The sequence below is a fragment of the Streptomyces lanatus genome, from assembly GCF_014655715.1.
In the GTDB taxonomy this organism is placed as follows: domain Bacteria; phylum Actinomycetota; class Actinomycetes; order Streptomycetales; family Streptomycetaceae; genus Streptomyces; species Streptomyces lanatus.
Map to the genome: position 1 here is coordinate 1 of NZ_BNBM01000034.1, position 26,062 is coordinate 26,062.

General features: G+C 69.0%; 26 protein-coding genes. 10 read left to right on the top strand and 16 right to left on the bottom strand.

Annotated features, from left to right (window positions below; all coding sequences use genetic code 11):
* Window positions 1–279: 279 nt before the first annotated feature.
* Window positions 280–1,467 (top strand): hypothetical protein, encoded by a 1,188-nt coding sequence (locus IE325_RS45390; protein ID WP_229912558.1) that lies wholly within the window; start codon window positions 280–282, stop codon window positions 1,465–1,467.
* 33 nt (window positions 1,468–1,500) lie between these two features.
* Here the strand turns inward: IE325_RS45390 and IE325_RS45395 are convergent, their stop codons facing one another.
* The 7 genes from IE325_RS45395 to IE325_RS45425 are packed head-to-tail and all read right to left on the bottom strand — an operon-like array spanning window position 1,501 to window position 9,432.
* Window positions 1,501–3,045 carry a serine/threonine-protein kinase gene (locus IE325_RS45395; protein WP_190076097.1) on the bottom strand — a complete coding sequence of 515 codons (1,545 nt, stop codon included), beginning with the start codon at window positions 3,043–3,045 and terminating at the stop codon, window positions 1,501–1,503.
* On the bottom strand, window positions 3,042–3,824 hold the full coding sequence (locus IE325_RS45400) for a serine/threonine protein kinase (RefSeq protein WP_190076098.1): 783 nt from the start codon (window positions 3,822–3,824) through the stop codon (window positions 3,042–3,044). Before IE325_RS45400 ends, IE325_RS45395 begins: the two co-directional genes overlap by 4 nt.
* A 20-nt stretch (window positions 3,825–3,844) precedes the next feature.
* Window positions 3,845–4,387, bottom strand: coding sequence for a hypothetical protein (locus tag IE325_RS45405; protein ID WP_190076099.1), 543 nt, complete (start codon window positions 4,385–4,387; stop codon window positions 3,845–3,847).
* A complete protein-coding gene (locus tag IE325_RS45410) occupies window positions 4,384–5,901 on the bottom strand; it encodes an ATP-binding protein (protein ID WP_373315365.1) in 1,518 nt (505 codons plus the stop codon). Before IE325_RS45410 ends, IE325_RS45405 begins: the two co-directional genes overlap by 4 nt.
* Window positions 5,898–6,581, bottom strand: coding sequence for a response regulator (locus IE325_RS45415; RefSeq protein WP_190076100.1), 684 nt, complete (start codon window positions 6,579–6,581; stop codon window positions 5,898–5,900). Before IE325_RS45415 ends, IE325_RS45410 begins: the two co-directional genes overlap by 4 nt.
* A gap of 23 nt (window positions 6,582–6,604) precedes the next feature.
* The gene (gene murJ, locus IE325_RS45420) at window positions 6,605–8,233 is read right to left on the bottom strand and encodes a murein biosynthesis integral membrane protein MurJ (RefSeq protein WP_268256410.1); all 1,629 of its coding nucleotides are present in this window, start codon (window positions 8,231–8,233) and stop codon (window positions 6,605–6,607) included.
* A complete protein-coding gene (locus tag IE325_RS45425; protein ID WP_190076101.1) occupies window positions 8,230–9,432 on the bottom strand; it encodes a lipid II:glycine glycyltransferase FemX in 1,203 nt (400 codons plus the stop codon). Before IE325_RS45425 ends, murJ begins: the two co-directional genes overlap by 4 nt.
* 240 nt (window positions 9,433–9,672) lie before the next feature.
* On the opposite strand from IE325_RS45425, the gene IE325_RS45430 reads away from it, so the two are divergent.
* Complete coding sequence (locus tag IE325_RS45430) at window positions 9,673–10,863, top strand: L,D-transpeptidase (RefSeq protein WP_190076102.1); 1,191 nt, start codon at window positions 9,673–9,675, stop codon at window positions 10,861–10,863.
* A 39-nt stretch (window positions 10,864–10,902) separates the two neighbouring features.
* On the opposite strand, the gene IE325_RS45435 is transcribed toward IE325_RS45430, so the two are convergent.
* The 4 genes from IE325_RS45435 to IE325_RS45450 all read right to left on the bottom strand — a co-directional run bounded on the left by IE325_RS45435 (window position 10,903) and on the right by IE325_RS45450 (window position 13,398).
* On the bottom strand, window positions 10,903–11,256 hold the full coding sequence (locus IE325_RS45435; protein ID WP_190076103.1) for a hypothetical protein: 354 nt from the start codon (window positions 11,254–11,256) through the stop codon (window positions 10,903–10,905).
* Window positions 11,257–11,443: 187 nt separating this feature from the next.
* Window positions 11,444–11,866: a hypothetical protein gene (locus tag IE325_RS45440; RefSeq protein ID WP_190076104.1), complete on the bottom strand. Its 423-nt coding sequence runs from the start codon at window positions 11,864–11,866 to the stop codon at window positions 11,444–11,446.
* A gap of 74 nt (window positions 11,867–11,940) precedes the next feature.
* Window positions 11,941–12,378, bottom strand: a complete 438-nt coding sequence (locus tag IE325_RS45445) for an ATP-binding protein (RefSeq protein WP_190076105.1) — start codon at window positions 12,376–12,378, stop codon at window positions 11,941–11,943.
* A gap of 279 nt (window positions 12,379–12,657) precedes the next feature.
* A complete protein-coding gene (locus IE325_RS45450) occupies window positions 12,658–13,398 on the bottom strand; it encodes a GntR family transcriptional regulator (RefSeq protein WP_190076106.1) in 741 nt (246 codons plus the stop codon).
* A gap of 83 nt (window positions 13,399–13,481) precedes the next feature.
* On the opposite strand from IE325_RS45450, the gene IE325_RS45455 reads away from it, so the two are divergent.
* The 4 genes from IE325_RS45455 (at window position 13,482) to IE325_RS45470 (ending at window position 18,253) form a co-directional block, all read left to right on the top strand.
* A complete protein-coding gene (locus IE325_RS45455; RefSeq protein ID WP_190076107.1) occupies window positions 13,482–14,579 on the top strand; it encodes a DUF1152 domain-containing protein in 1,098 nt (365 codons plus the stop codon).
* 750 nt (window positions 14,580–15,329) lie between these two features.
* Window positions 15,330–15,929, top strand: a complete 600-nt coding sequence (locus IE325_RS45460; protein WP_190076108.1) for a hypothetical protein — start codon at window positions 15,330–15,332, stop codon at window positions 15,927–15,929.
* The gene (locus IE325_RS45465) at window positions 15,922–17,034 is read left to right on the top strand and encodes a DUF262 domain-containing protein (protein ID WP_190076109.1); all 1,113 of its coding nucleotides are present in this window, start codon (window positions 15,922–15,924) and stop codon (window positions 17,032–17,034) included. Before IE325_RS45460 ends, IE325_RS45465 begins: the two co-directional genes overlap by 8 nt.
* 277 nt (window positions 17,035–17,311) lie before the next feature.
* A complete protein-coding gene (locus IE325_RS45470) occupies window positions 17,312–18,253 on the top strand; it encodes a TolB family protein (RefSeq protein ID WP_190076110.1) in 942 nt (313 codons plus the stop codon).
* A gap of 191 nt (window positions 18,254–18,444) precedes the next feature.
* Here the strand turns inward: IE325_RS45470 and IE325_RS45475 are convergent, their stop codons facing one another.
* Window positions 18,445–19,446 carry a TIGR00341 family protein gene (locus IE325_RS45475; protein ID WP_190076111.1) on the bottom strand — a complete coding sequence of 334 codons (1,002 nt, stop codon included), beginning with the start codon at window positions 19,444–19,446 and terminating at the stop codon, window positions 18,445–18,447.
* A gap of 112 nt (window positions 19,447–19,558) precedes the next feature.
* Complete coding sequence (locus IE325_RS45480; protein ID WP_190076112.1) at window positions 19,559–20,257, bottom strand: NADPH-dependent F420 reductase; 699 nt, start codon at window positions 20,255–20,257, stop codon at window positions 19,559–19,561.
* Window positions 20,258–20,331: 74 nt separating this feature from the next.
* Here IE325_RS45480 and IE325_RS45485 point away from each other — a divergent pair, with 74 nt between their 5' ends.
* Window positions 20,332–20,712 (top strand): winged helix-turn-helix transcriptional regulator, encoded by a 381-nt coding sequence (locus IE325_RS45485; protein WP_190076113.1) that lies wholly within the window; start codon window positions 20,332–20,334, stop codon window positions 20,710–20,712.
* A 19-nt stretch (window positions 20,713–20,731) separates the two neighbouring features.
* Here the strand turns inward: IE325_RS45485 and IE325_RS45490 are convergent, their stop codons facing one another.
* The 3 genes from IE325_RS45490 to IE325_RS45500 all read right to left on the bottom strand — a co-directional run bounded on the left by IE325_RS45490 (window position 20,732) and on the right by IE325_RS45500 (window position 23,783).
* Window positions 20,732–21,652 carry a CPBP family intramembrane glutamic endopeptidase gene (locus IE325_RS45490; RefSeq protein ID WP_308437728.1) on the bottom strand — a complete coding sequence of 307 codons (921 nt, stop codon included), beginning with the start codon at window positions 21,650–21,652 and terminating at the stop codon, window positions 20,732–20,734.
* 113 nt (window positions 21,653–21,765) lie between these two features.
* Window positions 21,766–22,425 carry a response regulator transcription factor gene (locus tag IE325_RS45495; RefSeq protein WP_190076115.1) on the bottom strand — a complete coding sequence of 220 codons (660 nt, stop codon included), beginning with the start codon at window positions 22,423–22,425 and terminating at the stop codon, window positions 21,766–21,768.
* 65 nt (window positions 22,426–22,490) lie between these two features.
* The gene (locus tag IE325_RS45500) at window positions 22,491–23,783 is read right to left on the bottom strand and encodes a sensor histidine kinase (protein WP_190076116.1); all 1,293 of its coding nucleotides are present in this window, start codon (window positions 23,781–23,783) and stop codon (window positions 22,491–22,493) included.
* 161 nt (window positions 23,784–23,944) lie between these two features.
* Here IE325_RS45500 and IE325_RS45505 point away from each other — a divergent pair, with 161 nt between their 5' ends.
* From IE325_RS45505 to IE325_RS45515, 3 genes are all read left to right on the top strand, one after another.
* Window positions 23,945–24,184 carry a hypothetical protein gene (locus IE325_RS45505; protein WP_190076117.1) on the top strand — a complete coding sequence of 80 codons (240 nt, stop codon included), beginning with the start codon at window positions 23,945–23,947 and terminating at the stop codon, window positions 24,182–24,184.
* Between the two features lie 164 nt (window positions 24,185–24,348).
* Complete coding sequence (locus IE325_RS45510) at window positions 24,349–25,113, top strand: polysaccharide deacetylase family protein (protein ID WP_190076118.1); 765 nt, start codon at window positions 24,349–24,351, stop codon at window positions 25,111–25,113.
* Window positions 25,114–25,192: 79 nt separating this feature from the next.
* Window positions 25,193–25,894: a bleomycin resistance protein gene (locus IE325_RS45515; protein WP_190076119.1), complete on the top strand. Its 702-nt coding sequence runs from the start codon at window positions 25,193–25,195 to the stop codon at window positions 25,892–25,894.
* The last annotated feature ends 168 nt before the right edge of the window (window positions 25,895–26,062 follow it).

A 26,062-nucleotide genomic window follows, 5' to 3' on the forward strand; every position in this document is an offset into this window, starting at 1 on the left:
CCTGCCGACAGGACCTGGTCCCGGCGGTCCAGCACCACGTCCCGCACATCTGGCTCGGCGAGTCCGAACGCGCCCAGGGCCACATCGGCCGCCCAGACATCAAGGGACACCGACAGCGCACCCAGAGCCGTACGCGGTAAGCCCTCTGAAGCGATGACCCCGGCGACCCTGACATTTGTCAGGGACCGCGCACACCACTCCCTTCCCTAGGGTTCGAGGCGTCCCCAGACCCCGGTCGCAGCACGGGGCACCCTCCGCAGACAGGAAGGGACGGCACTCATGCGCCTGTTCCGCTCCACCCTCGCCACGGCCGAGGGAGCACTACCGGTGAGGCGCCGGTTTCTCGCGACCGCCGCCGCGCTGCTGCTCGTCGGCGGTGTGGCCGGGTCCGCCGCCGCCGACACCCCGACGCGGCGCTCGCCGCAGGCCGCGCCCGCGTCCGTCCAGGTGCCCAGCGGCGTGACCGCCGGGGTCGCCGTCTTCGACCGGCAGACCGGCACCTTCACCGAGCAGCTCAACGCGAGCGCCCCCTTCCGGTCCGCCTCAGTCGTCAAGGTGCTGCTGGCGCTGGACTTCCTGTGGGACCGGGGCCCCGACTACACCATTCCCGCCGCCGACCGGGCCCTGCTGGAGCCGATGCTGCGCAGCAGTAAGGACCAGGCGGCCAGCCACTACTGGTCGGAGAACGGCGGCTCGGCGATCATCGACCGCATGGTGGGCCGGCTGGGCCTCAAGGACACGGCTCCGCCGCCCGCCGCGTATCCGGGCTACTGGGGGTACACCGCCCTCTCCGCCCGCGACACCGTCACGATCTACCGCTATCTCCTGGACTCGGCGCCGGGTCCCGTACGGGACTTCATCATGGGCAACCTGCGCCAGTCCACGCGCTGCGCCTCGGACGGCTTCGACCAGCACTTCGGCATAGCCGGCGCGTTCGAGAAGCCGTGGGCGGTGAAGCAGGGCTGGTCGGGATCGTACGAGAAAGGCACCTGTGGCACAGCGACCGCGGCCGCTACGGCAGCCCCGAGCCGTGTCGCCGCCGCCGACGTCGATCTGACCCGGCCCGCCCTGCACAGCACCGGCACGGTCGGCGCCGGTGACCGGTCCATCGTGGCCGTGTACACGCTGCACCCGGTCGGGACGTCGTACGGGAAGGCGTACACGGACATCGGGCGGCTGACCCGCTCGCTGAACGTGCCGGGCGCGGCGCGGCCGGCGGGGTGGTGGTACGGCACCTGGAGCGACCATGTGAATGTCCGCCCGGACCCGTCCACCTCGAACCCGGCGATCACTCAACTCCCGGCAGGCGTCGAGGTGTTGATCGGATGCCAGAAGAGGGGGCAGAAGGTGTCGGTGCCGCCGTACACGAACGACTGGTGGGCGTATCTGCCCCAGTACGGCGGCTGGATCTCCAACATCTACGTCAGCTCGCCCGACAACAAGATCCCGGACGTCAAGGAGTGCTGAGCCGGTGAGGCAGCGGAACAGGGGACCGCTGCCTCACCGCTCGTACGCAGCGAGATGGCGGAGCACCTCGTCCACATGCGGCCGCACCCGTTCGGGGACCCCGCGCTCTTCGATGACGGTGCGGTCGCTCGTGCGGTAGCCGGCCGCGATGAGCGCGGGAAGGTCCTTGGTGGGCAGCTTGGCCTGTTTGAAACGCTGGTCGAGCCAGCAGACGTACAGGCTCATCGTGTGGATCGCGTCCGGCGGGGAGAGGTAGTCCTTGTCGCCGTCGCCGTCACCGTCCACCGCCCAGGCGCGGAAGACCGACGGCGTCCACATGGCGATGCCGTACTCCTCGGCCGCCGGGCGGGACGCGTTCGCGTCGAAGCCGCTCTCCGCCTTAATCAGGGCGGCGAGCAGCGCGGGCGTGACCTCCGCGTCGGTGCAGCGTTTGGCGGCGGCGACGATGACGGGGCGCAGCGCTCCGGGTACGTCGGAGTCCGCCGGGATCTCCCCGGCGGCCGGGCTCACCGCACCGGCGACGACGGCGGGTGTGCCGCGCTCGGGGTCCTTCTCCCTGTCGCCGTCGCCGTCGCCGAGCAGCGCCGTCGCGGCGACGGCGGCGGCCGTGACCCCGGCGAGCGCCACCGCGGCGATCGGCAGCAGCCGGCGTCGGCGGCTCGGGCCGGCGGAGAGTTTCTCGATACGGCTAAGGAGGCCCGCGGCGGTGTGGCGGAGCCGCGTCTCGTGGTCGGGGGCGAGGCACTCCCCGATGAGCCGACGCCACTCCTCATCCAGCCCGGCGTCGAGGCGCAGGGGTGCGGTGCCGCGGGCGTAGGCCTGGGCGGCGAGCGAGCGGGCGCGGGCGGTGGCGCCGGGGAACGGGTGGAGGCCGCCGGTGAGCACCTGGTGGGCGAGGACGCCGAAGGCCCAGATGTCGGCGGTCGGCCGCACCACCGCCCCGTCCGCCCCGGTGCGCTGGGACCACCACTCGGGCGGCAGATGGTCCAGGGTGCCGAGCGGCGGCATATGGGCGTGGGTGCCGTCGAGTTCGGTGGCGAGGCCGAAGTCGGCGAGCCACACCTCGCCGTCCGGGCCGAGCAGTACGTTGGCGGGCTTGAGGTCGCCGTGCACCCAGCCGGCGTCGTGCATATGGGCGAGCCCGGCGGCGACGCCGCGCAGGATCCGTTCGGCGTCGGGGACCTCGCGGCCGGTCGCTGTGGCATCCAGTCGCTCGCGCAGACTGGCCTCCGCCCGGTCCATGACGAGCGCGATCGCACCGTCCAGGGCGGGCAGTTCCGGTGCGTCCACGGTGCACACGGCACGGGTCCGTACGAGGTTCGGGTGATCGGCCTCGGCGCTGAACCGCACCTCGCGTGCGACCAGTTCACCGAGCGCGGCACGCTGGCCGGGGCCCAGGGCGCCGGTCGGCAGCACCTTCACCGCGGCCGGCGTACCGTCGGCGATCCCCCGTGCCCGGTACACGGTGCCCCAGCCGCCCGAGCCGATGACGGCGTCCAGCTCCCAGCCGTCGATGCGGAAGCCTGCGGGCAGGCGCGGTGTCTCGTGGGCGCCCTGCTCGGCGCTGTGCGCGTTCACGCGTGGGTCTCCTGCGGTAGGGGCCGCCGGCGGGACGGCAGCAGGGCGAGGTGTTCCTCGCGCACCAGGCCGAAGCGCAGGGCGAGGGAGGCCAGTCGGGTGCGTTTGGCGCCGGTGCGGCCGGTGCCGTCCGCTCCGGGCTCGTCGCCGATGTCCAGGCGCAGTTTCGCGAACGCCAGGTAGTCGATGTGGTAGTTCACTGCGGAGCGGGTCAGGCCCCGGCAGCTCTCCAGCGGGCGCAGCCGCTCCGCGATGTCCCCGGCGCCGGGCAGCGCGCAGTCCGACAGCTCGCGCAGCCGCGGCTCGCACAGCGCCACCAGCACCAGGAAGTACTTGGCGGTCACGTCGAGGGCGTACGGATGCACGGTCTGCTCACCGGCGCCGGGCGCGGACCGCTCGTCCAGATAGGCGTGCTGCGGTGCGAACACCTTGAAGTCGGCGGTCCCGTTCAGCGCGGGCAGCACGACCCGGGAGAACTCGAAGGGGACCGGCGCCGCGAGCCGCCCGGGCGCGACGGTGATGTACTCGCCGGCGCCCTCCAGGTTCTCCACCACATACGCCGTGTCACGGCTGAAGTTCGACAGCCGCCAGTAGTCCTCGGCCGCCTCCAGCCGCCCCGCACGCCGGGAGATCCCGGGGTCGGGCAGCACGATGGCGACCTCACCGCCGGGCAGGCCCCGGCCGAAGTCGGCCACGTCGCCCGGGCCCATGTGCAGGAGGTCGGGTCTGCGCGCGCCCGGGCCGGTCGGACTGGACGTCTGCACGATGATCGTTTCCATGCCGGTTCTTTCCCCCGATGTCATAGGGCGAGTCCGCAGGTGCCGGACCTCGATGCCCCGTCGTGTCCCGTGAGTTGGACGACCGCTTGGCCGTCGGGATCCTCGCTGTAGGCGATGGTGCAGGTCAGTTGGCGTAGGGCGGCCGCGTTCAGGTTCTTCACGGACAGCGGCAGACGGGTGGTGACCCTGCCCGGGGAGGGGTCGACCTCGATGGTCGGGCCGGTGCCGGGGGCCGGGAGGGCGGTGGTCAGGCCGGCGGCCCGGTCCTCGTCCCGGGGGCCGTCGAGCAGCGCCTGGATGATCTTCTCGGTCGGGATGGGGCCGGCCGTGGCACCGGGGTCCCGGTCGGGGGTCCGGATCACGGGGCTCATGCCTCCGTCGGGGGCGCGGAAGAAGAGCAGCATGTCGCTGTCGCGGTTGAAGAAGGCCTGGACGCTGGCGGGCCCGCCCGCCTCGATGACATCGGTCTCCGGGATCCCGCAGCCGCCGAGCAGCGGCAGCATCGCCGCGACGGGAACGACCAGCGCCAACGCCGTACTCCGGAGTCTCCGCGCACGTCTCATCCCCCGGCCCCCTCCACGCGCAGCGGTATCTCCACGGTGAAGACGGCACCGCCTTCCGGCAGGTTCCCGGCGTGGATCGTCCCGCCGTGCAGCTTGACGTTCTCCAGGGTGATCGCGAGTCCGAGGCCGCTTCCCGCCGATCGGGTGCGGGCCGCGTCGGCCTTGTAGAAGCGGTCGAAGATGTGCGGGAGGGAGTCGGGGCGGATACCGGGGCCGCTGTCCGTGACCTCGGTGATCAGTACGTCGGTGTCCGCGGAGCGTGTCTCGGTGCGCAGGCATATCGCCACGGGTGCGCTGCCGTGGCGCAGCGCGTTGCCCACGAGGTTGGCGATCACGAGGTCGAAGCGGCGGGGGTCGAGGCGGGCGCGGATGCCGGTGGGGAGGTCGGTGCGGACGCGGTCGTCGGTCCAATGGCGGTTGTCGAGGGATTTGCGGATGGCCTCCCCCACGTCGACCTCGTCGGTGTTCAGTTCGGCCGCGCCGGCGTCGAAGCGGGAGATCTCCATCAGGTCCTCGACGAGTACGGCGAGCTTTCCCGTCTCGGCACTGACCAGGCGGACCGCACGTGCGGTGTCTGCGTCCAGGCCATCGGCGTCCTCGTCGAGGACCTCGGTGACGGCGAGCATTCCGGCGAGGGGGGTGCGCAGTTCGTGGGAGACGTCGGAGGCGAAGCGACGGGCACGGGCCTCGGCCTCGCGCAACTCCCGCACGGACCGCTCCAGTTGGGCGGCCGACTCGTTGAAGGTGTGGGCCAGGTCGGCCAGTTCGTCGCTGCCGCGTACCGGGATACGGGTGTCCAGCCGGCCGCTGCCCATGCTCCCCGCCGCCTGCCGCAACTCCCGCACCGGGCGCAGCACGCTGCGTGCCGCGATCAGGCCGGGGATGAGGGCGACGGCGAGGCCGGGCAGGGCGCCGTCGCGGGCGGCCATGAGGAGGGCGTCGACGTTGACCTGCTCGTCGGTCATCGGCATGACGGCGTAGAGGACGAGTCCGCTGGGCAGCAGGTTGTCCGGGCCGGTCTTGAACACGGTCGGCATGGCGATCGTCAAATAGGGGACACCGTCCTTGACGACCCGCTCGAAGCTGCCGTGCGGATCGGCCCGCGCGGCACGCCGCAGTTCGGGTGTGATGACGGTGGAGACGGGGTTCTCACCCGAGGAGGCGCGGACCGAGCCGTACTCGGCGAACACCACCCACGGGTGCGGTTTGCCCTTGCGGGCGATGTCGCGCAGGACCTCCTCCAGACCACCGCCGTCCTCGCGCACCGGCAGCCCGAAGCCGCGCTGCTGGACCTGCTCACGGAACGACGACACCGCCGTGTCCTGGGCGGTCTGCAGCACCGCAGTGCGGGCCTCGCGGTAGGTCAGCGCGGCCGTCGTGCCCGCGCTGACGGCGGCGACCAGGAGGAAGGCCAGCAGGAGGCGGGTGCGCAGGCCGAACGCCCGGATTCGGGGGGATCGCCGGGGGACGGGGCTGGCGGGGCTGCCAGTGCTGCCCGTGTCGCCGGTGCTCACAGCGGTCCGAAGCGGTAGCCGAAGCCCCGCAGGGTCTGCACATAACGGGGTCTTCCCACCTCGTCCTCGATCTTGCCGCGCAGCCGGGCGACGCAGGCGTCGACCAGCCGGGCATCCGCGTGGTAGCTGTGCTCCCACACATGCTCCAGCAGCTGCTGCCTGCTGAAGACCTGCTCGGGGGCGGCGGACAGATGCAGCAGGAGCTTGAGTTCCGAGGGCGCGAGCGCGAGGGGGCGGCCGGCCTTGGTGACGGTCAGGCCGACCCGGTCGATGGTCAGTTCGCCGTAGACCTCGATGGCCGGGCGGCCCGAGCCGCCGTCGTCCAGGCGGCGCAGTACGGCCCGGATCCTGGCCTCGATCACCTCGGTGCGGGCGGGCTTGACGATGTAGTCGTCGGCGCCCGCCTCCAGTCCGATGACCACGTCGAAGTCGTCGCCGCGCGCGGTGAGCATGATGATCGGCAGCTGGCTGCGCTCGCGGACCTGGCGGCAGACCTGGACGCCGTTCATGCCGGGCAGCATCAGGTCGAGGAGCAGCAGATCGGGGCGGAACTCGGGCATCGCGGCGAGTCCGGCCTCCCCGGTCGCGGCCGCCCGTACCTCGTGGCCACGGCGGCGCAGCCCGAGTTCGACCCCTTCGCGCACGGAAGGGTCGTCCTCGATGAGGAGCACGCGGGACATCGGCGGTTCTCCCTCGGTGATGGTCAGGGGCGGGTGCGGCGCAGGCGGCCGAGCAGTGCGTCCAGTTCGGCGAGCCGCAGGGGGCGGGCGAGCAGGGCGAAGGTGAGGATGACGGCGGTGGCGCCGGCAACCGTGGAGACCACCGCTCCGGCCGGTGCGGTTCCCCGGGCGGCGAAGTGACCCAGCGCGGTGGCGGGCACGGCAGCGCACAACAGCCTGGCCTGGGCGCCTACGGCGGCCGACCGCAACGGCCGTACGACGCCGAGCCGACGACTCAACACCCGCCCCGTCACCGCCCACCCCACACACAACGCGACCGAGTACGCCGCCGCCATGCCCGTCACGGCCCAGCGGGCCGGCAGCAGGTAGGCGGCGAGCAGGGACAGTCCCGCGTTGAGGGCGACGATGACGAGATTGAGCAGGAAGGGCGTACGGGTGTCGGAGAGCGCGTAGAAGGCGCGGGAGAGGACGTACTGCCCGGAGAGGGCGACGAGCCCCGGCGCGAAGGCCATCAGGATCCCCGCCATGGCGGCCGTATCGGCGGCGCTGGTTCTGCCGTATCCGAAGGCGAGAGCCATGACGGGCTGGGCGAGGGCGAAGAGTGCGCAGGCGGCGGGTACGACGGCGGAGGCGCAGACGCGCAGGCCGTGCGAGACGTCGCGCCGCACGGCGCCGCTGTCCCCGTCGGCGGCGGCCGCGCTCATCCGCGGCATCAGCGCGGTCACCACGGAGACGGTGATGATGCCGTGCGGTACGACCCACAGCGCATAGGCGTTGTTGTACGCGTTGTACCCCGGACCACCGTCGAGCCCCGCAGTGGTGGCCAGCCGGGTGGTGACCCAGTAGGCGGCCTGGTTGGCGAGCACCAGCAGCACCAGCCAGCCGGCCGCGCGCAGGGGGCGGGTCAGTCCGCTGCCACGCCAGTCGAAGCGGGGGCGCCAGCGGAAGCGGGCGGCGCGGAGGGCGGGGAGGAGGGCGAGGGCCTGGGCGGCGATGCCGGCGGTGGTGCCCCAGCCGAGGATGGCGGTGTCCCTGGCGCTGAGGGTGTCCGTGGTGCCCAGGGCCAGGTACAGCCCGAACACGGCCATGACGACGAGGTTGTTGAGAACCGGCGCCCACATCATCGCGCCGAACCGGCCGCGGGCGTTGAGTATCTGCCCGAGGAGCGTGAACAGCCCGAGGAAGAAGATCTGCGGGAGGCAGTAGCGGGCGAAGGCGGTGGTCATGGCCGCCTGTTCGCCGGTGTAGTCGGTGTAGGCGTCGATGATCGCGGGCGCCGCCCACACGGAGGTCGCGGTGATGACCAGCAGGGCGAGGACACAGACGGTGACAAGCCGATCCGTATATTTCTGCCCCCCGTCCTCGTGCTCCTTGGCGGCCTTGACCAGCTCAGGCACGAAGACGGCGTTCATGGCGCCGCCGAGGAGCAGCATGTAGACGATGGTGGGCAGGGCGTTGCCGACCGCGTAGCCGTCCGGGACCGGTCCGATGGTGCCGATGGCCGCCGCGACGACGGCGGAGCGGGCGAATCCGGTGGCGCGGGAGACGAGGGATCCGGCGGCCATGAGGGCGCTGCCGCGGGCGGTGCTGGTGGCGTTGGCGCTGTTGGCTTTGGCGCTGCTGCTTGTGGTTGCTTTTGGGGTTGCTGTCATCGGCGATTGAGGTACGCCTGGAAGGCGCGGTAGAGCGTGTGGTTGGCGCTGCCGGCCAATGGCCTCTCCCATTCCCCCAACGTCTCGACGACCTGCCCCCCGGTGCCGAGCTTCCATCGCAGCAGTCCGTACGAACGTTCGTCCGGATCGAGTGTGGAGGGTACCCCGCGCATGTCGTACACGGCGGCGCCGAGCGCGTGGGCGTCCTGCAACATCCGCCACTGCAGGGCGTTGGAGGGCCGGACTTCGCGGCGATGGTCGGCCGAGGCCCCGGTCTGGTACCAGACGCGACGCCCCACGGTGATCATCGTGTGGGCTGCGAGGATCTCTCCGCGATGCCGGGCGAGGTACAGCTTCATACGGCCCGGTTCCTCGGCGTTGAGGGCGGCGTACTGGCGCTGGTAGTAGGCGAGGGAGCGCCCGAGCCGGAACCCGTCGCGAAGCTCGGTGATGCCGAGCAGCCGGTAGAACTCGGGAAGTTCGGCGGCACTGCCGACCACGACCTCGACGCCCTCTTTCTGGGACCGGCGGATGTTGCGCCGCCACTCCTGATTGAGCCCGGACCACAGATCCTCGGTGCTCCGCCCGGCAAGCGGCACATGAAAAACGTGCCGGGGCTGAGCGTCCGCGTCCCCGTCCTTGTCGTCCCCGCATCTGCGCCAGCCCCGTGCCCGCAACCGCTCGGCAACGGCGGTGCCGAGCGGGTCGACCTCGCTGGCGAGAACGTCACCAAGGCGCCGACCGGGCCCGGCGAGCGGCTTGAGCAGGGCGGCGTCCCAACACCGGTAGGCGGGTGAGGGCCCGATACGTACGGCGAAGGCGCCGGCGCGCCGCAGATGCTCAAGCAGCGGCCCGAGCCACCCGTCGACGTCAGGATCGCTCCAGTCGGCGACGGGCCCTTCGGGAAGGTAGGCGAAGTACTTGCGCGTACCGGGGAACTGCCGCAGCAACACCAGTGCGACGCCGGTCAGTTGGCCATCGTCCGGATCGGGCCCCCAGCCGAGCAGCTGAGCCCGCCAGCCTTCCTTGACGTCGGCCCAGGAGGGGCACTGGAGGAATCCGGCGCCGAGTGCGGCACCGGGTGAGGAGGCGAGGAAGGCGCGGTAGGTGTCCGGGGTGAGGGTGCGCAGGGTGATGGCGCGCGGGGCGATGGCACTTGCCCGGGACGAACGGCTGGACGGCATGAGCAGTGCTGACACGGTGTGAGCCTCTCCTTCTCCCCGGGTCCTGGGGGCCTGTCGTAGCGGCGACGTCGCGGTGACGTCGCGGTGCCAGACAGGAGATTCACAGCGGTCCATGACGGCACCGTCCGGCGAATGTGACGGGACCATGACCGTTCCTCACCAGCGGCCGTCACATAGCCGTTGGGCGCCTGACCTCGCCTTTTACGCGCCTACAGTCACGGCATCGCCGACTCTCGCCGTCTCTCGGAGGTCCCGTTGCCCCGTACCCGTGTATTCATCCGGACCGCTGTCGCAGCCGCACTGCTGACACCGCTGGTGGCAGCCTGCTCGTCATCGAACGCCACGTCCCCCGCCGCCGCTCCGAAGCCGACCGCCGACGACCGCCCGGTCAGGGTCACCGTCACGCCGAAGGGAGACCGGGTCCCGGCGGGCACTCCCGTGAAGGTCACGGCGGCGAACGGCAGCCTGACCTCGGTGACGGTCACCGACGCGGAGGGCCACCGCCTGGCGGGCAAGGTCACAGCCGACGGCCGCTCATGGACATCCACGCGCAAGGCCGTACCCGGCGCGTCATACGAGGTGACGGCGGCGACGCGCACGCCGGGCGGCACCGCCGGGACGTCCAAGACGGCATTCACCACGGCTCCGGCGAACAAGGTCAACAAGGTCGACTGGCGCCCCGGAACGGGCACCACGGTGGGCGTGGCCCAGCCGATCTCCCTTGTCTTCGACAACCCGGTCAAGAACCGGGCGGAGGTCGAGAGGAACCTCAGGATCACCACCTCGAACGACACCGAGGGCTCCTGGGCCTGGATACGCGACTGGTCGGGCCGGGACCGCGTGGACTGGCGCCCGAGGACGTACTGGAAGCCGGGCACGAAGGTCACGCTCGCTGCCGACCTGAACGGCACGGACTCAGGCCCGGCCGGCGGCTGGTTCGTACGCGACTACACGACGACCTTCACGATCGGCGCCCGCCAAATCGTCAAGGTCGACCTCGACAACCACCAACTCACCCTCCTCCGCGACGACAAGCCGGTCCGCCGCATACCGATCTCCGGCGGCACCCCGGGCGGCGACAAACGCTCTTGGCGCGGAACGGCCGTACTCATGGCCAAGGACGGCACCATCAACATGAACTCCGAGACGGTGGGCCTCGCCGACGCCTACAACAAAATGGTCGACTACTCGATGCGGCTGACCTGGTCGGGCATGTACGCCCACGCCGCCCCCTGGAACGCCCGCTGGTTCGGCAACTCCAACCAGAGCTCCGGGTGCATAGGGATGAGCGACGCGAACGCGGCCTGGTTCTACGGCCAGGTGCGGCCGGGAGATCCCTTCGAAATCACCGGGAAGGACACGAAGGGTGTAGTGGCGCCCGGGAACGGCTTCGGGGCGTGGAATGTGGCGTGGGAGAAGTGGGAGGGGATGAGCGCGCTGCGGTGAGCGGGCTGATTGGGCTGCCTGGCCTGAGTGGGCGACGCCTCATCCACCGATGCCGAACGACAGCCCCTCACGATCATCGCCCAGCGAGCGGCGTATGGCGTTGACCAGCCTCACCTGCGCCTGTGCGGATTCCTGCCGGACTTGCTCGAACTCCTCGGGGCTGAGTGGGTTGTGCAGCGGGGTACGTTCCCCGCGCTCCACCTGATCCAGAAAGAAGCTGATAGCACGGCCGAACCTCTGGATCTCCTCGGCGACCTCCACCGGAGCGACGAGGCTCACCCGCATCAAGGCCGCACTCCGGTCCTGGGCCCGACGTGTGACGACTCCACCGACCAGCACACCTATGGTGGCGAAGAGGGCACCTGCGGCGGTCGTCACGAGAGCCTGCAGCATGCGGTGCCCCCTCCTTGCTCCCGGGTGGATCCGACATCACCTGTCACAGTCACCGTCAGCGAGCGAACATCCTGATCATCGGTTCCGTACGGCAATGACCTGCTGGCGCGGGCCGTGCTGCGCTAAGCCAGGTCTCCGAGGCTGTTTGATCACCCATCGGCAACTCAGCTCATTGTGCGAGCCGTTGTTAGGGCAGGGTGTACACGGTGCAGTCCGCACAGCCCTTGTGATGCGCTGCCTGAATGCCGCTGACCTTTACCGAGACCTTCTTGCTGGCGTGGTGCCAGGAACGCCACTTGCCGTCGACCTTGACGCGCACCCACGCGTGTCCTTCGCAGGACCCGTTGTCACCCTTCGCAGTGAAGGCTTCGGTGCTGCTCCGGTATGCCGTGTAGGTCGTCCCGCAGCTACGTGTAAACGTCCTGTTGACGACCCGCTCCCCCGATTCCGCGGTGGATGCGGGCGCGGCACTGAGCAGGGCTGCGCCCATCGCGGTGGCAACTATGGCTGCCCCGTATGTCGCTCGAATACGCATGATGGAACCTTCCCCGTTTGATAGGTCATGGATTTGGGCCAGCAGGCCCAGGTAGTCAGCCTGGAGGGCTTCCACCCCATGACGTACCTATAACTCTTCAGGGAGCGCCGGGCGCAGGCCAGACATCGCTACGTCATGCTGGGCATTTGTCAGCCCGGCCAGGCGTCGTCCATCACGAAGGACACGACCGTACCGCCGAAGGGGCTCGGGCCGGAGTGCCAGGAGTCGGCGATGGAGTCGACCAGGAGGAGACCGCGTCCATGCGCGTCGTCGGCATCCGGCCGGCGCACGCGCACATTCGCCGGGAATCCGGGATTGTGCACCTCCACGCGCAGCGAGTCTCCCTCACGGAACCACTCCACCCGCACGACCCACGGATCATCCGACCGTCCATAGACGATGGCATTGGTGACCAGCTCGGAGATCATCAGTGTGCAGTCGTCGACCGAACAGGCCGGGGCGTACGGGGCGATTAACTTCTGGAACCAGCGCCGGGCCCGGGGCACGGACTCGGCGATGGGATACAGGACCATCGCTCCGAGTCGCGGGGCGTCCGGGCCCGGGTGGCGGTCGATTGTGTAGGCCATCCGCGCTCACTCCCTGCCGGTACCGTCGCAGTCGAGGCACCGTCGCTTCGATGTGACACGGGCACAGGCGCTGACAGTGGAGAGATCCAGCGCCGTACACGAGCCGACGCGCTTCCATCCATGGCCGCGGCAACCCCGGCAAGCTAAGTGCGCGTCTCGCTCCGGCCGTTGACCCGTCACGCCGTGCCCCCCTTCCAATCAAGTGGCCTTAGCCACTTACTGGATAGTGGCATTAGCCACTCACGGCGTGCAAGCGGTTCGGCGGAAGCGGCAAACCAATCAGGCGAGGGGGTAGCCCTGTTCGAACGCCCAGCGGAGGGGCGGATAGGTGGCCTCGGCGAACTCCAACGGCCGGTCCTGGAGGTCGAGGACGACGTGACGGACGATCAACACCGCGGAACCGGGGGCGAGTTTCAGGTCGGCCGCTTCCTCATCCGTGGCAGCCCGAGCACACATGCGGTCCTCGGCATAGCTCCCCTGGCGTCCGGTCATGTTCTCGACGTACATCAGGGTGCCTTCCTGGATCCGCTCGGGATCCATGAGCTTGGGCGCCCGCTGCCCGACGTCCGGGGTGAACCACGAGGTGGACAGCGTGATGGGCCCGTCCTGGTTGTTGGTGATGCGCCGGCGGTGCACAGCCCGCCGATCCTTGACCAGCCCCAACGCCTCGGCGACGTGATCCGGCGCCTCCAGCCAGCCCGCAGAGGTGATGACCGCGTACTCACCCGGGGTGTAGATCTTCCCCGTCTGCCGAGCCCGCCCGTACAACTCCCGCGCGCGCCGGTTGACTTCGAGGCTCCGCACGTACGTGCCCGACCCCTGCCGCTTCTCGACCAGCCCCTGATGACTCAGCGCCTCCAGCGAACGAGCCGCAGTCGGCCGCGACACCTTCCAGTCCGCGGCGAGTTGCCGTTCCGAGGGAACCTCGTCGCCCGGCCGCAGATCCCCCCGCAGGATCTGATCACGGATGAAGTGCGCGATCTGGAGATACTTCGGCTGAGCCTCCTCAATCTGAGGCATGCTCCCTCCCCGGTCCAAGTGGCTATGGCCTCTAGCCACTATAGGGTGAGTGGCAGAACGCTCGATCCCCGTACCCTGTCCGCATGACGAGGTTGGTCGTCGCAGCAGGAGGAGGGGGCGACGCGGTCGCCGCCGCGATGCTTGACGCCGCCCTGTACGGCCACGAGGACCAGGCGGTGATCCTCACGTACGCATGGGACCGCCTGCTCGTCGATCCGGTCCCGGGTCCCCGAGGTGTCCACGACTTCACCGGCCTCGAACAGCTCGCGCCGTCCGTCTGGGCAGTGCCGGCCGAAGCCCGGCCGATCGCTCCGGCGGGTTCCACCCTCCCGCGACTCGCAGCAGAGCTCCAGCACACCTTCGCGCTGATCGACCCCTACCAGGGCGCCGAAGGCGTTACGCGCCAACTCGACGAGCTAGTAAGCCTCTTGGAGCCCACGTCGATCGACCTCCTGGACGTCGGCGGCGACATCCTGGCCCGAGGCGACGAGCCGACCCTCAAGAGCCCACTCGCCGACGCCCTCACCCTGGCGGCGTGCTGCCAGGTGAACGCACCCATCCGACTCCTGATCGCCGGGCCTGGCCTGGACGGCGAACTTCCGCACGAAGACCTGCGCGGCAGGCTCGGCCCCGTGGTCCACACCATCACGGCGAAGGACACGGAATCGATCAGCTCGGTTCTGGAGTGGCACCCGTCCGAGGCAACAGGGATGCTCGCAGCGATGGCACGAGGAGCGCGAGGCACCTGTGAGGTACGGGACGCTGGGCTTCCCATACTGCTCACAGACGAAGGACCAACAGTCCACGAGGCCGATCTGGACGAGGCGTTCAGCCGTAACCGGCTGGCCCGCGCCGTCACAGCGACGCAGACCCTTGAAGAGGCAGAGACGTACAGCCGGGAAATCTGCGGCTACTCGGAGATCGACTACGAGCGCAACAAAGCCGCATGGCTCGACGAGCGGCCACCGCTGAAGCTGGACCCAGATACGGTCTTGGCCCAGCTGGACCAGTTCGAGGCCGAAGCCCGGGACCGCGGAGTCACCCACACCACGTTCCGCCACATCACCGAGGCCCTGAACCTCAACGGCAACCAGCGCCAGGACCTACGCGAGCTGCTCATCAACAGCCGTCCGGAGCAGTACGACGCGCCCCTGTGGCACATCACGACACAACCTGAGTAGCAACCTTCTTCACGGGTTCAAGGCGGCGGCCGGCGCCCGTGCCGCACGCACAGCAATCAGCCGCCCGATGCCAGAGAAAAGGTACGTCGTGGCTGGGCCGGTCGGCTCCGCGGCTTTACGGAGCCACTTTGGCGCGAGCCTCGAAGATCATGACCCCAACGTCGTGCTTTACCGGGCAGGTCCACTACCTGCCCGACGCGCCGGAAGCTTACGGGGCCGTGATCACTCGCGCCAAAGCAGCGCCACGCAAAGCCACTCCACCGACCTCGCAGCGAAAAGACCTGCCGCGAATTCATACTTCTGAGATCGCAGAAGCACTCCAGCAGGGGCCCGAGGGGTGATGAGCGTCTAGAGCACCGATCCGTGGGGCCGGGGTGGTTCGAGTGTCTAACTGCATGACAACGCGGGCGTGCACCAGCGGACAGCTACGTACACGTACGGACCATTCCAGCAGGTGAGAGGCACACCGGCTTCAGGTGGGCGCCATCTCAGGTTGTTTCAAGGTTCGTTGGCCTCAGCAGTACAGCCGACAAGCCTCCACCTGCGGGGTGGTGGGCGACGGGGGACAGCCCGAACCGATCAGACCTACGGGGTGATGAAACGCGCTAGGATCGTCGCACGATTTCCTGGGAGATCGCAGAGCGACCGCGCGCGAGGTAGTGGTTCCGGAATGACTTTCAACCGGGTGCGGCGCAGATGTAACGGTTGCAGCACGCACTTGCTCAGCTCGACGCTCGCTGAGGGGACACGATGGACGATGTTTCAGGGCTGCCCGAATTCTGGAAGGAATTCAGATCTCTGGGACAGGAAGTCGATTACTTTGTGACCGCCCGACTGTTCGACGGAACACCCGCGGTGTGGCCTCAAGAAATCGACTACATCAAATGGCGACATCTGGTTGCAACTGAGCTAGGCGTGGATCCGATGGCTGTCCAACTGGTCGGAAGCGCTCGTCTGGGATACTCCATAAACCCGAAGAAGAAATTCAGGAAATTCCATGAAGGTTCAGACTTGGACATCGCGGTTATCTCACCAGAGCTGTTCGACAAGGCATGGGGCGAGCTCCGAGAGATAATCGAGGATGAGCTCTTCTCCCAGAAGAAGAACTACCTGCGCAAGCTGGTTTTCGAGGAGTGCATCGCCCTCGACATCGTACTGCCGCGACTGTCTTTCGGTGAGCAGTGGTCACGGTCCAGGGATCTCTTCATCCAAGATCTCGGTAGCACTTTCAGGAACTGCGAGATCAATTATCGCCTGTACCGCAACCATAGGTCACTTAGAAGCTACCAGGTGAAAAGTGTGAACATCGCGCGCGATCGCGCGATTGAGGAGGGCGTGCACCATGGCTGATCACGGACTCAAATTCGAGATCGAGTCGAAAACGGTGGCGGAGTTCCGGTCGCTGGACAAGTCCAGCGAGCTGATCCTCCAGCCTGAGTACCAGCGCAAGGCCGTTTGGCCCGAACGCGCCAAGGTGTCCTTGATGGAGACCATCCTCCTCGGGTATCCGATCCCGGAGATTTACCTCTCGTATGAGACATCGCCGGATGGGGAGCAGATCGCGTCCGTTGTCGACGGCCAGCAGCGCCTCACCTCGTTGCTTGATTTTTTGAAGAACAAGTTTCCGCTGGACGGACTGGAGGACGAGACTCTAAGCGAGAAGTTCGAGGGGAAATTCTTCAAAGAGCTGCCCGACGACGTACGTCAAGAGTTCTTCCAATACCGTTTCCCGATTCGACGCCTTTCCAATCTTGCCGACGAGTTTGTGCGCGCAGTATTCGCTCGCGTCAACAGGGTCAACATGGTGCTGACGGAACAAGAGCTCCGAAACGCCTTGCTGCCTGGCCCGTTCAACGACTTCCTCAAAGACTGCACAACTCATCAGATCAGCACAGTATCTGGCGTCTTCAGTGGTGAGCGACGTAAACGAGGCGGCGATCTGGAGTTCTATGCCGAGGTATTCGGCACCTGTATCTTCGGGCTGTCTAACAAAAAGACCGAACTCAACGAACGCTATGACAAGATTTCCGCAGATTTCGAGGAATACCAGGACCGTTCGGTGGAGTTTCTCGAACTCCTGACGCTCCTCAGTGAAACCATAAAGTGGGTTGGCCGGACCAGGTGGTCGAACATCGTCGACATGTTCACGCTGCTACATGCCTCCTGGGGGCTGCGCGAGGAACTAGGAAACGCAGCCCTGAACCAGAAAACTCAGATTCGGGAACTTCTAGACCTGTTCCAGCGCGCGGTCTCGGCCAGGAAGCGCAATGGCGAGAACGGAGAAGCTGTCGATCTCTTGGCATCTCTTGCAGATATGATCGACATGACGGCCGATGAAGTCGAGAGGATCGTCGAAGAGTACACATCGGGCATCCGGAACTCCTCCGACCTGGGCTCACGCCGAGTTCGCTCTCAGCAGCTGACGTTGGTTCTTTCGAAGAAGCTGAAGGGCTGACCGGGTTGCGGCTGTGGGCACCCACCACGGCCGCACCACAAGCGCACCAGATCCAGCGGGGAATCACGGTGAAGGCAGCCGAGCGCCGCAGGGCTGTGTCCGGCCGTCTGCCCAGGTCAGCGCCCAAACCGTCCCCATAGGACCGCAGCTTCCCAAGCTGAGGCACCGGCCAAGGATCCGATGGGCCTGACGCCGCCCTTGTGACGTTTCTTGATCCGGATGCGCTGTCACACCGGGGGCCGGGAACGCCGGGTCCCGGTTTCCTGGGAGGGCTCAAGTGCTTTTCAGACGCGCCGTGCTGGCCGTAGGGATGATCGCTGCCGCTGGTCTGCCGCTGGCAGGGACTGCCGCGGCGGAGCAGGGGACGGCGGCCGGCCGGATCACCGCCACGGACTATTCCTCCGCCTCTCCCGCTCTGGTCTCGATCGACCCCATGAGCGGCAACGTCATCGGGACCTTCGCGCAGAACTCCGAGGACGGCGTCCTCTCTCCGAAGGGCTCCACCGTGGCGTACATCCAGCGCGACGACACCTGCATTCCCCAGACAGAGGGCTGTATGTACGCCCGGAATCTGGTGGTTGCCGAGGCCGATGGCAGTGACCCGCATGTTCTGGTCCCGGGTATTGCGCCCGAGACCAACGAGGCCCCATACGTCGGGCACCCCGACTGGTCCCCGGACGGCAGGCGGATCGTCTACCGCAGCCCGCGCGGCATGGAGTGGATCAACAGGGACGGCACCGGTCAAGAGGTCCTCACGACGACCGGCGGCGCCGGCACCTTCTCGCCCGACGGCAAGAGCATCGCCTTCGTGAGGACCACCACGTACGAGACGCCGGACGGCTGGGAGTACGGCAGGGACGTCTGGGTCATGGACACCGCCACTCGGCAGGTGAGCCAGATCAGCACCGCTCGCAACGCTCTGTCCGCGCCCGTCGACTGGTCCCCCGACGGGCAGCGCATCGTCTACGCCACCGAGTACGGCCTGAGTGTCGTCGATGTGGCGACCGGCGCCGTCACCGAGCTGCAGAGCAGCTGGACGACCCCGCTCAGCAACATCCAGGGCCCCGTCTTCTCGCCCGACGGCAGGCGGATCGCCTTCTCCGCCACGGACAACTTCGACTACGCCCACAGCACGTACGTCGTCGATGCCGCCGACGGCAAGAACCTCCAGGTCCTCAGGGGCCAGGCCGTGACCCCCACCGACTGGTTGGACAAGTAGCCGGAGCGCTGGCCGCGGGCCCAGGCGGTACCTGCGGCTGCGGCCAGCCGTCCGCGGTGATCACGCTGGTGGGCTTCGCGGTCCGTGAATTCCTGGATGCTCCCTCCGCACCGCCCTCCGGCTCGCGGGCTGCAGCCGCCGTACGCTGACGCCTGCCTCCGGCAGATCCCAGGCGCGCGTGGATACGACGCTCAGCCGCCGACCCTTCCGGCGTCGATGCGCCGGCCCCGTGTGGCATCCACCACGACGGGGATGCCGTCCGGGATCCGTCCTTCGAGCCCGTCGAGCAGGGCCCGCACCGGCGGGAGTTCTCCCGGGGTGCGGACGTGGATGTACATCGTCCGGGACTTCGCGTCGACACTCGTGACGGACGCGTCCGGCTCGTCGGCGAGCCACTGTTGCGCCGCGTCCTTGGTCCGGCCGGTCCACGCGTTGAGCAGCAACGTGGTCACGGTGTTGGCCGTCAGCGGAACGAGCACGACGACGAACAGCAGGGCCATCGCGGCGTATGCCCTGCGGGCGGGGCGCCCGGCCGCCTTGTCCGCCTCCGTGCCGTAGCCGAGCGAGGCGAACACCACCATGCCGGCGAAGACCAGGGCGAAGAGGTTCGACACGAACAGCGCGAGCGCGCCCAGCGCCAGCCACCCCGACAGCTTTCCCAGGCACACGCCTGTCACCACCAGGGGCGGGACGAGGGAGATGGCGATCGCGACTCCGGGCAGTACGGCGCCGACGTCCCGACGGGCCAGCGCGACCGCGCCGGCCAGACCGGTCGCCAGGGCGGCGATCAGGTCCATCAGACCCGGCGACGTCCGCGACGAGATCTGGCTGTTGGACAGCAGGTCGTAGTCGTTGGGCAGGGCCACCGACATGGCCATCCCGACCGCGATCACCAGCAGGCACGCGAGGAGGACGACCATGACCGATCCGGTACGGCGGCGCCGCACCGACCCGAGGGCGATGCCCATGATCGGCGTGGAGAGCGGCGCGACGATCATGGCGCCGATCACGGTCGCCGTCGAGTCCGTGAGCACCCCGCCGGCCGCGATGACCGCCGACAGCGTCAGCATCGTCCAGAACGCGGAACGCTTGGCCGTGGTGTCCCCGGACGACAGGACCAGATCCTCGGTCAGTTCGTCCAGCGAGCGGCGCTGAGAGGCCGGCAGGACACGGGCGCGAACCTTGCTGATCATGCCTCCAAACAACCACGATCAGCGCGATGGGGACGGACAGGACACGGGTACGCGGCTGCGGTCTGGATGATGCTGGATGCTGGATGAGGGCGTCGAAGACGTGTTCAGTCCGTCATGAACCAGCCCGCACCTGAGCCTCGTGATCGACGTACCGGTCCTTCGTAGTCGGATGTCCGGCCGCGTATGCCACCGGAGGTGCGATTGCCTGTGCATCCGCTCCCTCGCCGACCCACAGGGCGATGAACAGCGCTGCGGTCGCTTCCAGGAGGCCCGCACGTTCGAGACCGCCGCCGGCCACGGGTTCGCAGCCCACGTCCCGCACCAACTCGCGTACACGCACGAGGGCTGTCTCGTCGTTCCCGCAGACCGGAACGGCCAGTGGTCGCCCATCGAAGACGGGCGGCCGCATGCGCCACACGTCCTCGTGGCAGAGGTTGAAAGCCTTGACCACCTGGGCTCCCGGTGCCGCCGCGGCAAGTTGCTGCGCGGCTGAGGGGCCGCCTTCCGTCAGCAGCCGGAAGCCCGGCCCGACGGGGTTGGAGCAGTCCAGCAGCACCTTGCCCTCCAGGGCCGTGTGCAGGTGCCGTACCACGTCCGCTCCCGCCCCGAAGGGCAGCGCGGCCAGCACCACGTGACCGGATTCGGCCGCCGCGCGCAGACCGGCAGGCTTCGCGCTGCCTCCGATGCGTTTCGCGAGCCGCTCCACCTTGTGTGCGTCCCGTCCCCCGATCATCACCTCGTGCCCGGCCCGCACCCAGTGAGTGGCGAGCGCGTCGGCCATGTTGCCCGTGCCCAGTACACCGATTCTCATCAAGCGGCTCCTCTCCGTGCCTGCTTCGACCGTTCGCACCGACGCTAGAAGGCCCTTCGGGCACCATTTGGTACGTGCCGACCGACGCCTTCCTCGCCGACTGCCGCGCCCGCCTCGCCTTCGACCTGCTCTCCAACACCTGGAACGCCGTGGTGCTCTGGGCACTGCGCGACGGCCCCAGGCGCCCGGTCGAACTACGGGAGCGCATCGGGGGCATCAGCTCCAAGGTCCTCACCGAGACTCTGCGCCGACTGCAGTTCAACGGACTGGTCGACCGGCAGGCAGACCCCGACGCACCATCACGGGTCGAGTACCGACTCACCACTCTGGGCCGGACCTTGCTGGCACCCATCGACGCCGTCGGCGCATGGGCCTTCGAGCACGGGGATGAGGTCATGGCAGCCCAGGAGGCAGCATGCATTCCCGACCCGCAGTCCCCTCGTCCGACTTGCTAGCTCCGCCGGCCCCGCGGCGCTACTTCGCCCGCGGCAGCCCGAGGCGGCCGCGGGTCGCGACCAGCAAGACCAGCGCCACCGTCACCGAGGCGAGCAGGAAGGCATGCGAGCTCGTCTCCCGGGACAGCGACGGGAACATGTCCGATATGGCGATCGAGAAGAAGTTGTTGACGCTGGTGTGCAGCAGCATGACCAGCGGCATGCTTTCGCCGGAGCGGTTGAACACCCAGGTCATCACGGCGCTGAAGGCGAGCGTCGTGGCCATGAACTCCAGTGTCCGTACCGGGTCCACGTCCGGGCCGCCGCCCCACTCGGTGAGGAACAGCGGCAGATGCCAGGCACCCCACAGCAGGCCGACGACGAGCGTGGCGGTCAGCGGGCCGTACCGGTGCTGCATGCGGGGCATGGCGAACTCGCGCCAGCCCGGCTCCTCGGCGAGGCCCGTGGTGATCATCTGCAGGAGCAGCCCCGGGAGGTAGGCGACCAGCACGGCCGCGGGCGGCAGCACCGGGGCCCGGTCGGTCAGCGCCGTAGTGGCGAGGGTCAGGGCGGCCGGGACGGAGAGGGCGACGGCGAGGTACCAGCGCCAGGAGACGCGGAGCTTGGTCATCCGGTCGCGCCAGGCCCGTAGCCCCCGGCGTCCCTCGGCCACCCCCGTCACCAGCAGGGCCGAGGCGATCGGGCCGAGGTAGGCACCGGGCAGGACGCCCAGCAGCTGGGAGGCGGCCGCGCCGCCGGGGAACGTGAAGTGCCAGACGCCCAGGCCGTTCTCCGACAGCACATACGGCGTCCAGGCCAGCCAGCTCAGCAGGAACGCCAATGAGAAGAACCAGGTCAGGGGGCGGCGCCGGATTCCTTCGCCGAGGCGGGTACGGGGTTTGGGGTCGGGGTCGAGCGGCTTCTGGAGCTGGGCGGTCCGGCCGGTCCGGGCAGTCGTCACCGCGGTGTCCCTTCGGGAGGTGGAGCGGGGCTGATGTGGTGCGTTCAGCACACCAGCCCCGTCCCCGCGGATCATTGCCGTGCACGCCCCGAGTGGACGTACAGCAGGCTGTACTACGCCCTTCGCCGCACGTCCTCCAGGTAGTGCAGGACAGCTGCCACCCGACGGTCCACCTGGTCGGCCGGGGAGAGGTCGAGCTTGGCGAAGATGCTGCGGATGTGCTTGTGGACCGCGCCGTCGGTGACGACGAGGCGCTCGGCGATGGCGCTGTTGCCCAGTCCCTCGGCCATCAGGGCGAGTACGTCCCACTCGCGCGGACTGAGGCGTTCCAGGCGGGTGTCCTGACGGGAGCGGGTGAAGAGCTGGGCGACGACCTCGGGGTCGATGGCGGTGCCGCCCGAGGCCACTCGGTGGAGCGCGTCGAGGAACTCCTCGACCCGGCCGACCCGTTCCTTGAGCAGATAGCCCAGGCCGCTCACCCCGCCGGTGAGCAGTTCGGTGGCGAAGGACTGCTCGACATACGCGGACAGGACCAGGACGGCCAGCCCGGGGCGGCGGCGCCGTGCCTCGACGGCCGCGCGGACGCCTTCGTCGGTGTGCGTGGGGGGCATGCGTACGTCGAGGATGGCCACGTCGGGTTCGTGCGCGTCGAGGGCGTCGAGCGCCTCCTCGGCCGTCCCTGCCTTCGCCACCACATCGAGGCCCTCCGCGCCCAGCAGCAGCGCGAGCCCCTCGCGCAGCAGCGGGTCGTCCTCGGCTATCACGATCCGCATGTCGGCAACTCAACTCGCAAGGGGGAATGGGTCGTTCATGAATCGGTCGGTCATGAATCGGTCGGTCATGACCCGCAGGGCAGATCCACGTCCAGTGTCGTCGGGCCGCCGGGCGGGCTGGTCACGCGGAGCGTACCGTCATGGGCGGCCACGCGGCGGCGGATGCCGGTGAGGCCGGAACCCCTGTCTTCGTCGGCGCCGCCCCGTCCGTCGTCCTCGACCCGGAGGTGCAGTCGGCCGCCGCGGGAGCGCACGGTCACCGCGGCCTGCCCTGCGCCGCTGTGCTTGGCGATGTTCGTCAGGGCCTCGGCGACGACGAAGTAGGCGGTCGCCTCGACGGATACGGCGCACCGCTCGGGCGCGTCGACGTCGGTACGGCACGGCACCGCGCACTCCGCCGCCAGCCCGGTCAGCGCGCCGGCCAGGCCCCGGTCGGACAGCACCGGCGGCAGGATGCCGCGGGAGACCGAACGCAGCTCCGCCAGGGCCTGTTCGGCGGCGGACTGGGCGCGTTCGAGGATCTCGTCGGCGTGGGCCGGGTCGCGGGCCACCTGGCGGCGGGCGGCACCGAGCAGCACGGTGACGGTGACGAGCCGGTTCTGGGTGCCGTCGTGCAACGCGCGCTCGATACGGCGCAGTTCGATGGCGTGGGCGTCCAGCGCGGCGGCCCGGGTGGCGGTCAGCTCGGCGACGCGCAGGGAGAGGTCGGTGTCGGGACCGGCCGCGAGCAGGAGGCGGCCGGGGCGGGCCTGCAGCCGTGCCATGCCGGGGCCCAGGCCCAGGATGATCGCGATCCAGGCGACGCCGAGCAGGCTCACGGAGAGCGCCTCGGGCCACGAGTGCGCGGTCCCGAACCCCAGTGATGTGCTGGTCACGTAGGTGGGCGCGAGCGGCCACACCAGCGGGAAGAGGGTGTCCCGGAAGGCGGCGAGCGGCAGCCAGAGGCCGAGCAGTCCCAGACCGAACCCGAGCGTGCCGTGCCGTACCAGCCAGCGCAGCTCGCGCCGGGTCGTGGGGTCGGTGAGAGCGAGCCGGAGCCGGGTCGGCGGCGGGCTCCCGGCGATGACCTCGGGCCCCCAGCGGGCCAGCCGTTCGCGTTCCCGTCCGGCCAGGGCGTGCAGGGCGCGCACCCCGACCGGCGCGGCGAGCAGGCCCACCCCGAGCGGGGCGGTCACGGCGGTGACGGCCAGCAGAACCAGCAGGCCCAGCGCCAGGGCGGCCGTACCGAACCCGCCGACGAGCTGCCCGAGCGCGGAGCCCGCGGCTTTCAGGGTCCCTACGACCGTGTCCTTGGAGCTGTCGGACCGGGTGGCCGAGGTGTCCCGGGTGTCCTGGCGGGTCGCGCTCCGGGTCCTCATGTGCCCTCCGCTGGTGTCGGCACGAACGACCTTAGGGCTGCGGTCGCCCTCGGGCAGTACAGCCTGCTGTACCTCCGACCGGGCGGCAGGCGGGATCGGCCGGGAGGGGTGCCGGTCCATAGCGTCTGAGGGCATCAGCCCGGCCCACCCGAGGAGCCCCGATGCCGAACACCGACCCCTATCACCTCACCACCGCGGACACCCCGCACTCCGCGCCCTCCGCCGGCGGCGGCGCCGACGTCGTCGGCACACTGCTCTGGCTGCTGCTGGTGATCAGCGCGGCCGCGAACATGGCCGCCTCGTACGCCGGTTCCGACCTCGTCATCCACCTGGCCTGCGGATCGGTCACCGCCCTGAGCGCGACGCTTCTCGTCGTACGCCGGCTGCGGGGCCGCCGATGAGCGTCACACCGCTCGCGCCGCCGCTCGCCAAGTTGTCCCCGAACTCCCCCGGATTTGTCCTTGATCAGTAACGGACGGATCCGTGATCGCCACCCCCTCGTCCTGCCATGTGGTCGCACAGCGACCCGGGGACCGGCGAGGAACTAGGCAAAGGCGGGGCGGACATGGCGCGGCACGGAGGCGGGCAGGGCTGGTACGGGAAGTTGCTCGGGGCGGCGCTCGGGGTGACGGTGCTGGCTACCGGGGCGTCCGTGTGGACCGCGCAGGCCGGGGACGTGGGTGGGGCGGCGCCGAAGGCGAAGCCGTCGGTCAGTGCCGTCAAGCCGGTCGACGTGAGTATCGCGCATGCGTCGGAGAAGGGGGCTCGTGGCGTCAACCTCACCATCGATGACGGACCCGACCCGAACTGGACTCCTCAAGTGCTGGACGTACTGCGGGAGTACGGGGTCAAAGCCACCTTCTGCATGGTGGGGACCCAGGCACAGGCCCACCCCGACCTCGTGAAGAAGGTCGTCGCCGAGGGGCATCGGCTCTGCGACCACACCGTGTCCCACGACGTCACCATGGACAAGCAGTCCCCGCAGTATCAGGCCAAGCAGATCCTCGACGCCGAGCGCATGATCACCGAGGCGTCGGGGGGCGTACGGCCCATGTACTACCGCGCGCCCGGCGGCGCCTTCACCCCGTACAGCCGCAAGCTCGCCGCCTCCCACGGCATGCGGCCGCTCGGCTGGAACGTGGACACCAAGGACTTCGAGAAGCCGGGCGCGGACGCGATCGTCGCCACCGTGCAGCGGGAGTTGGCCAATGGGCCGACTCTTCTGTTCCATGACGCCGGGGGCGATCGTTCCCAGACCGTCGAGGCGTTGCGGCGGGTTCTGCCCTGGCTCAAGGAGCAGGGGTACTCCTGTGGGTTCCCCGTGCGCTGAGCCCGTGCTCTGAGCTCCTGCGCCTGCCCGCAACACAAACCCTCGCCATCACTATTCAAGTTTGACTAGACTGCCCGGCATGGGCGAATCAACCATCCCGATGCTGCCGTGCCGGACCCTCCAGCCTGTGCTGGACTTCTACACGGTCCTCGGGTTCGAGGTGACCTTCCAGCAGAAGAGCCCCAACCCGTACGCGGTCGTGGAGCGCGGCGGTATTCAGCTCCACTTCTTCGCGATGAAGCAGTACGAGCCGGCCGAGTCATACAGCACGTGCTACATACTCAGCGATGACGTCGACGGGCTGCACGACACCTTCCGGGCCGGGCTCAAGGCGGCGTACGGGAGAATCCCGACCCGTGGGCTGCCACGTATCGGGCCGCTGAGGGACACCACGTACGGCATGCGGCAGTTCCTGGTGACCGATCCGGGCGGCAACTGCCTCCGCATCGGGCAGCCGACGAGCCAGGACCAGCACCACCGGCCCGCGCCCGAGGAAACCTTCTCCCGAGCCCTTCATCACGCGTCCCTGCTCGCGGACTCGAAGGAGGACCTCACGGGTGCCGCGAAGATCATCGACCGGGCGCTGCGCATCGAGGACGAGCGGCCCACGCCCGTGCAGTTGCTCCGCCTTCTGGTGCTGCGCGCGGATGTCGCCTGGCGCCTCGGCGACGAGGAGACCGCGAGGTCCGCGCTCGCCCAGGCCGACGCGGTCCAACTCACCGACGAAGAGCGGGAGTCGGTCCATGACGACCTTGAGCGCGTCGATGAGCTGAGGGACTGAGGGCCTGAGACCGACAGCGGCCGCCTCACTAGGGCCTGTCCGGCGGATCAGGCCGGCTGAAAGAGGCAGTTCAGACCCGCCAAGCCGGCCTGATCCGCCGGACAGGCCCTAGGTGTATTGATCACGAGCGTTGTTAACGCTGGGCGGGCTTGATCATGGCGAAGGCCT

Excerpts from the sequence above, each read along its gene's own strand:
- IE325_RS45390 (WP_229912558.1), top strand. The coding sequence starts at position 280 with ATGCGCCTGTTCCGCTCCACCCTCGCCACGGCCGAGGGAGCACTACCG.
- IE325_RS45400 (WP_190076098.1), bottom strand. The coding sequence starts at position 3,824 with ATGGAAACGATCATCGTGCAGACGTCCAGTCCGACCGGCCCGGGCGCG.
- IE325_RS45405 (WP_190076099.1), bottom strand. The coding sequence starts at position 4,387 with ATGAGACGTGCGCGGAGACTCCGGAGTACGGCGTTGGCGCTGGTCGTT.
- IE325_RS45415 (WP_190076100.1), bottom strand. The coding sequence starts at position 6,581 with ATGTCCCGCGTGCTCCTCATCGAGGACGACCCTTCCGTGCGCGAAGGG.
- murJ (WP_268256410.1), bottom strand. The coding sequence starts at position 8,233 with ATGACAGCAACCCCAAAAGCAACCACAAGCAGCAGCGCCAAAGCCAAC.
- IE325_RS45435 (WP_190076103.1), bottom strand. The coding sequence starts at position 11,256 with ATGCTGCAGGCTCTCGTGACGACCGCCGCAGGTGCCCTCTTCGCCACC.
- IE325_RS45445 (WP_190076105.1), bottom strand. The coding sequence starts at position 12,378 with ATGGCCTACACAATCGACCGCCACCCGGGCCCGGACGCCCCGCGACTC.
- IE325_RS45450 (WP_190076106.1), bottom strand. The coding sequence starts at position 13,398 with ATGCCTCAGATTGAGGAGGCTCAGCCGAAGTATCTCCAGATCGCGCAC.
- IE325_RS45455 (WP_190076107.1), top strand. The coding sequence starts at position 13,482 with ATGACGAGGTTGGTCGTCGCAGCAGGAGGAGGGGGCGACGCGGTCGCC.
- IE325_RS45460 (WP_190076108.1), top strand. The coding sequence starts at position 15,330 with ATGGACGATGTTTCAGGGCTGCCCGAATTCTGGAAGGAATTCAGATCT.
- IE325_RS45465 (WP_190076109.1), top strand. The coding sequence starts at position 15,922 with ATGGCTGATCACGGACTCAAATTCGAGATCGAGTCGAAAACGGTGGCG.
- IE325_RS45475 (WP_190076111.1), bottom strand. The coding sequence starts at position 19,446 with ATGATCAGCAAGGTTCGCGCCCGTGTCCTGCCGGCCTCTCAGCGCCGC.
- IE325_RS45480 (WP_190076112.1), bottom strand. The coding sequence starts at position 20,257 with ATGAGAATCGGTGTACTGGGCACGGGCAACATGGCCGACGCGCTCGCC.
- IE325_RS45495 (WP_190076115.1), bottom strand. The coding sequence starts at position 22,425 with ATGCGGATCGTGATAGCCGAGGACGACCCGCTGCTGCGCGAGGGGCTC.
- IE325_RS45500 (WP_190076116.1), bottom strand. The coding sequence starts at position 23,783 with ATGAGGACCCGGAGCGCGACCCGCCAGGACACCCGGGACACCTCGGCC.
- IE325_RS45505 (WP_190076117.1), top strand. The coding sequence starts at position 23,945 with ATGCCGAACACCGACCCCTATCACCTCACCACCGCGGACACCCCGCAC.
- IE325_RS45510 (WP_190076118.1), top strand. The coding sequence starts at position 24,349 with ATGGCGCGGCACGGAGGCGGGCAGGGCTGGTACGGGAAGTTGCTCGGG.
- IE325_RS45515 (WP_190076119.1), top strand. The coding sequence starts at position 25,193 with ATGGGCGAATCAACCATCCCGATGCTGCCGTGCCGGACCCTCCAGCCT.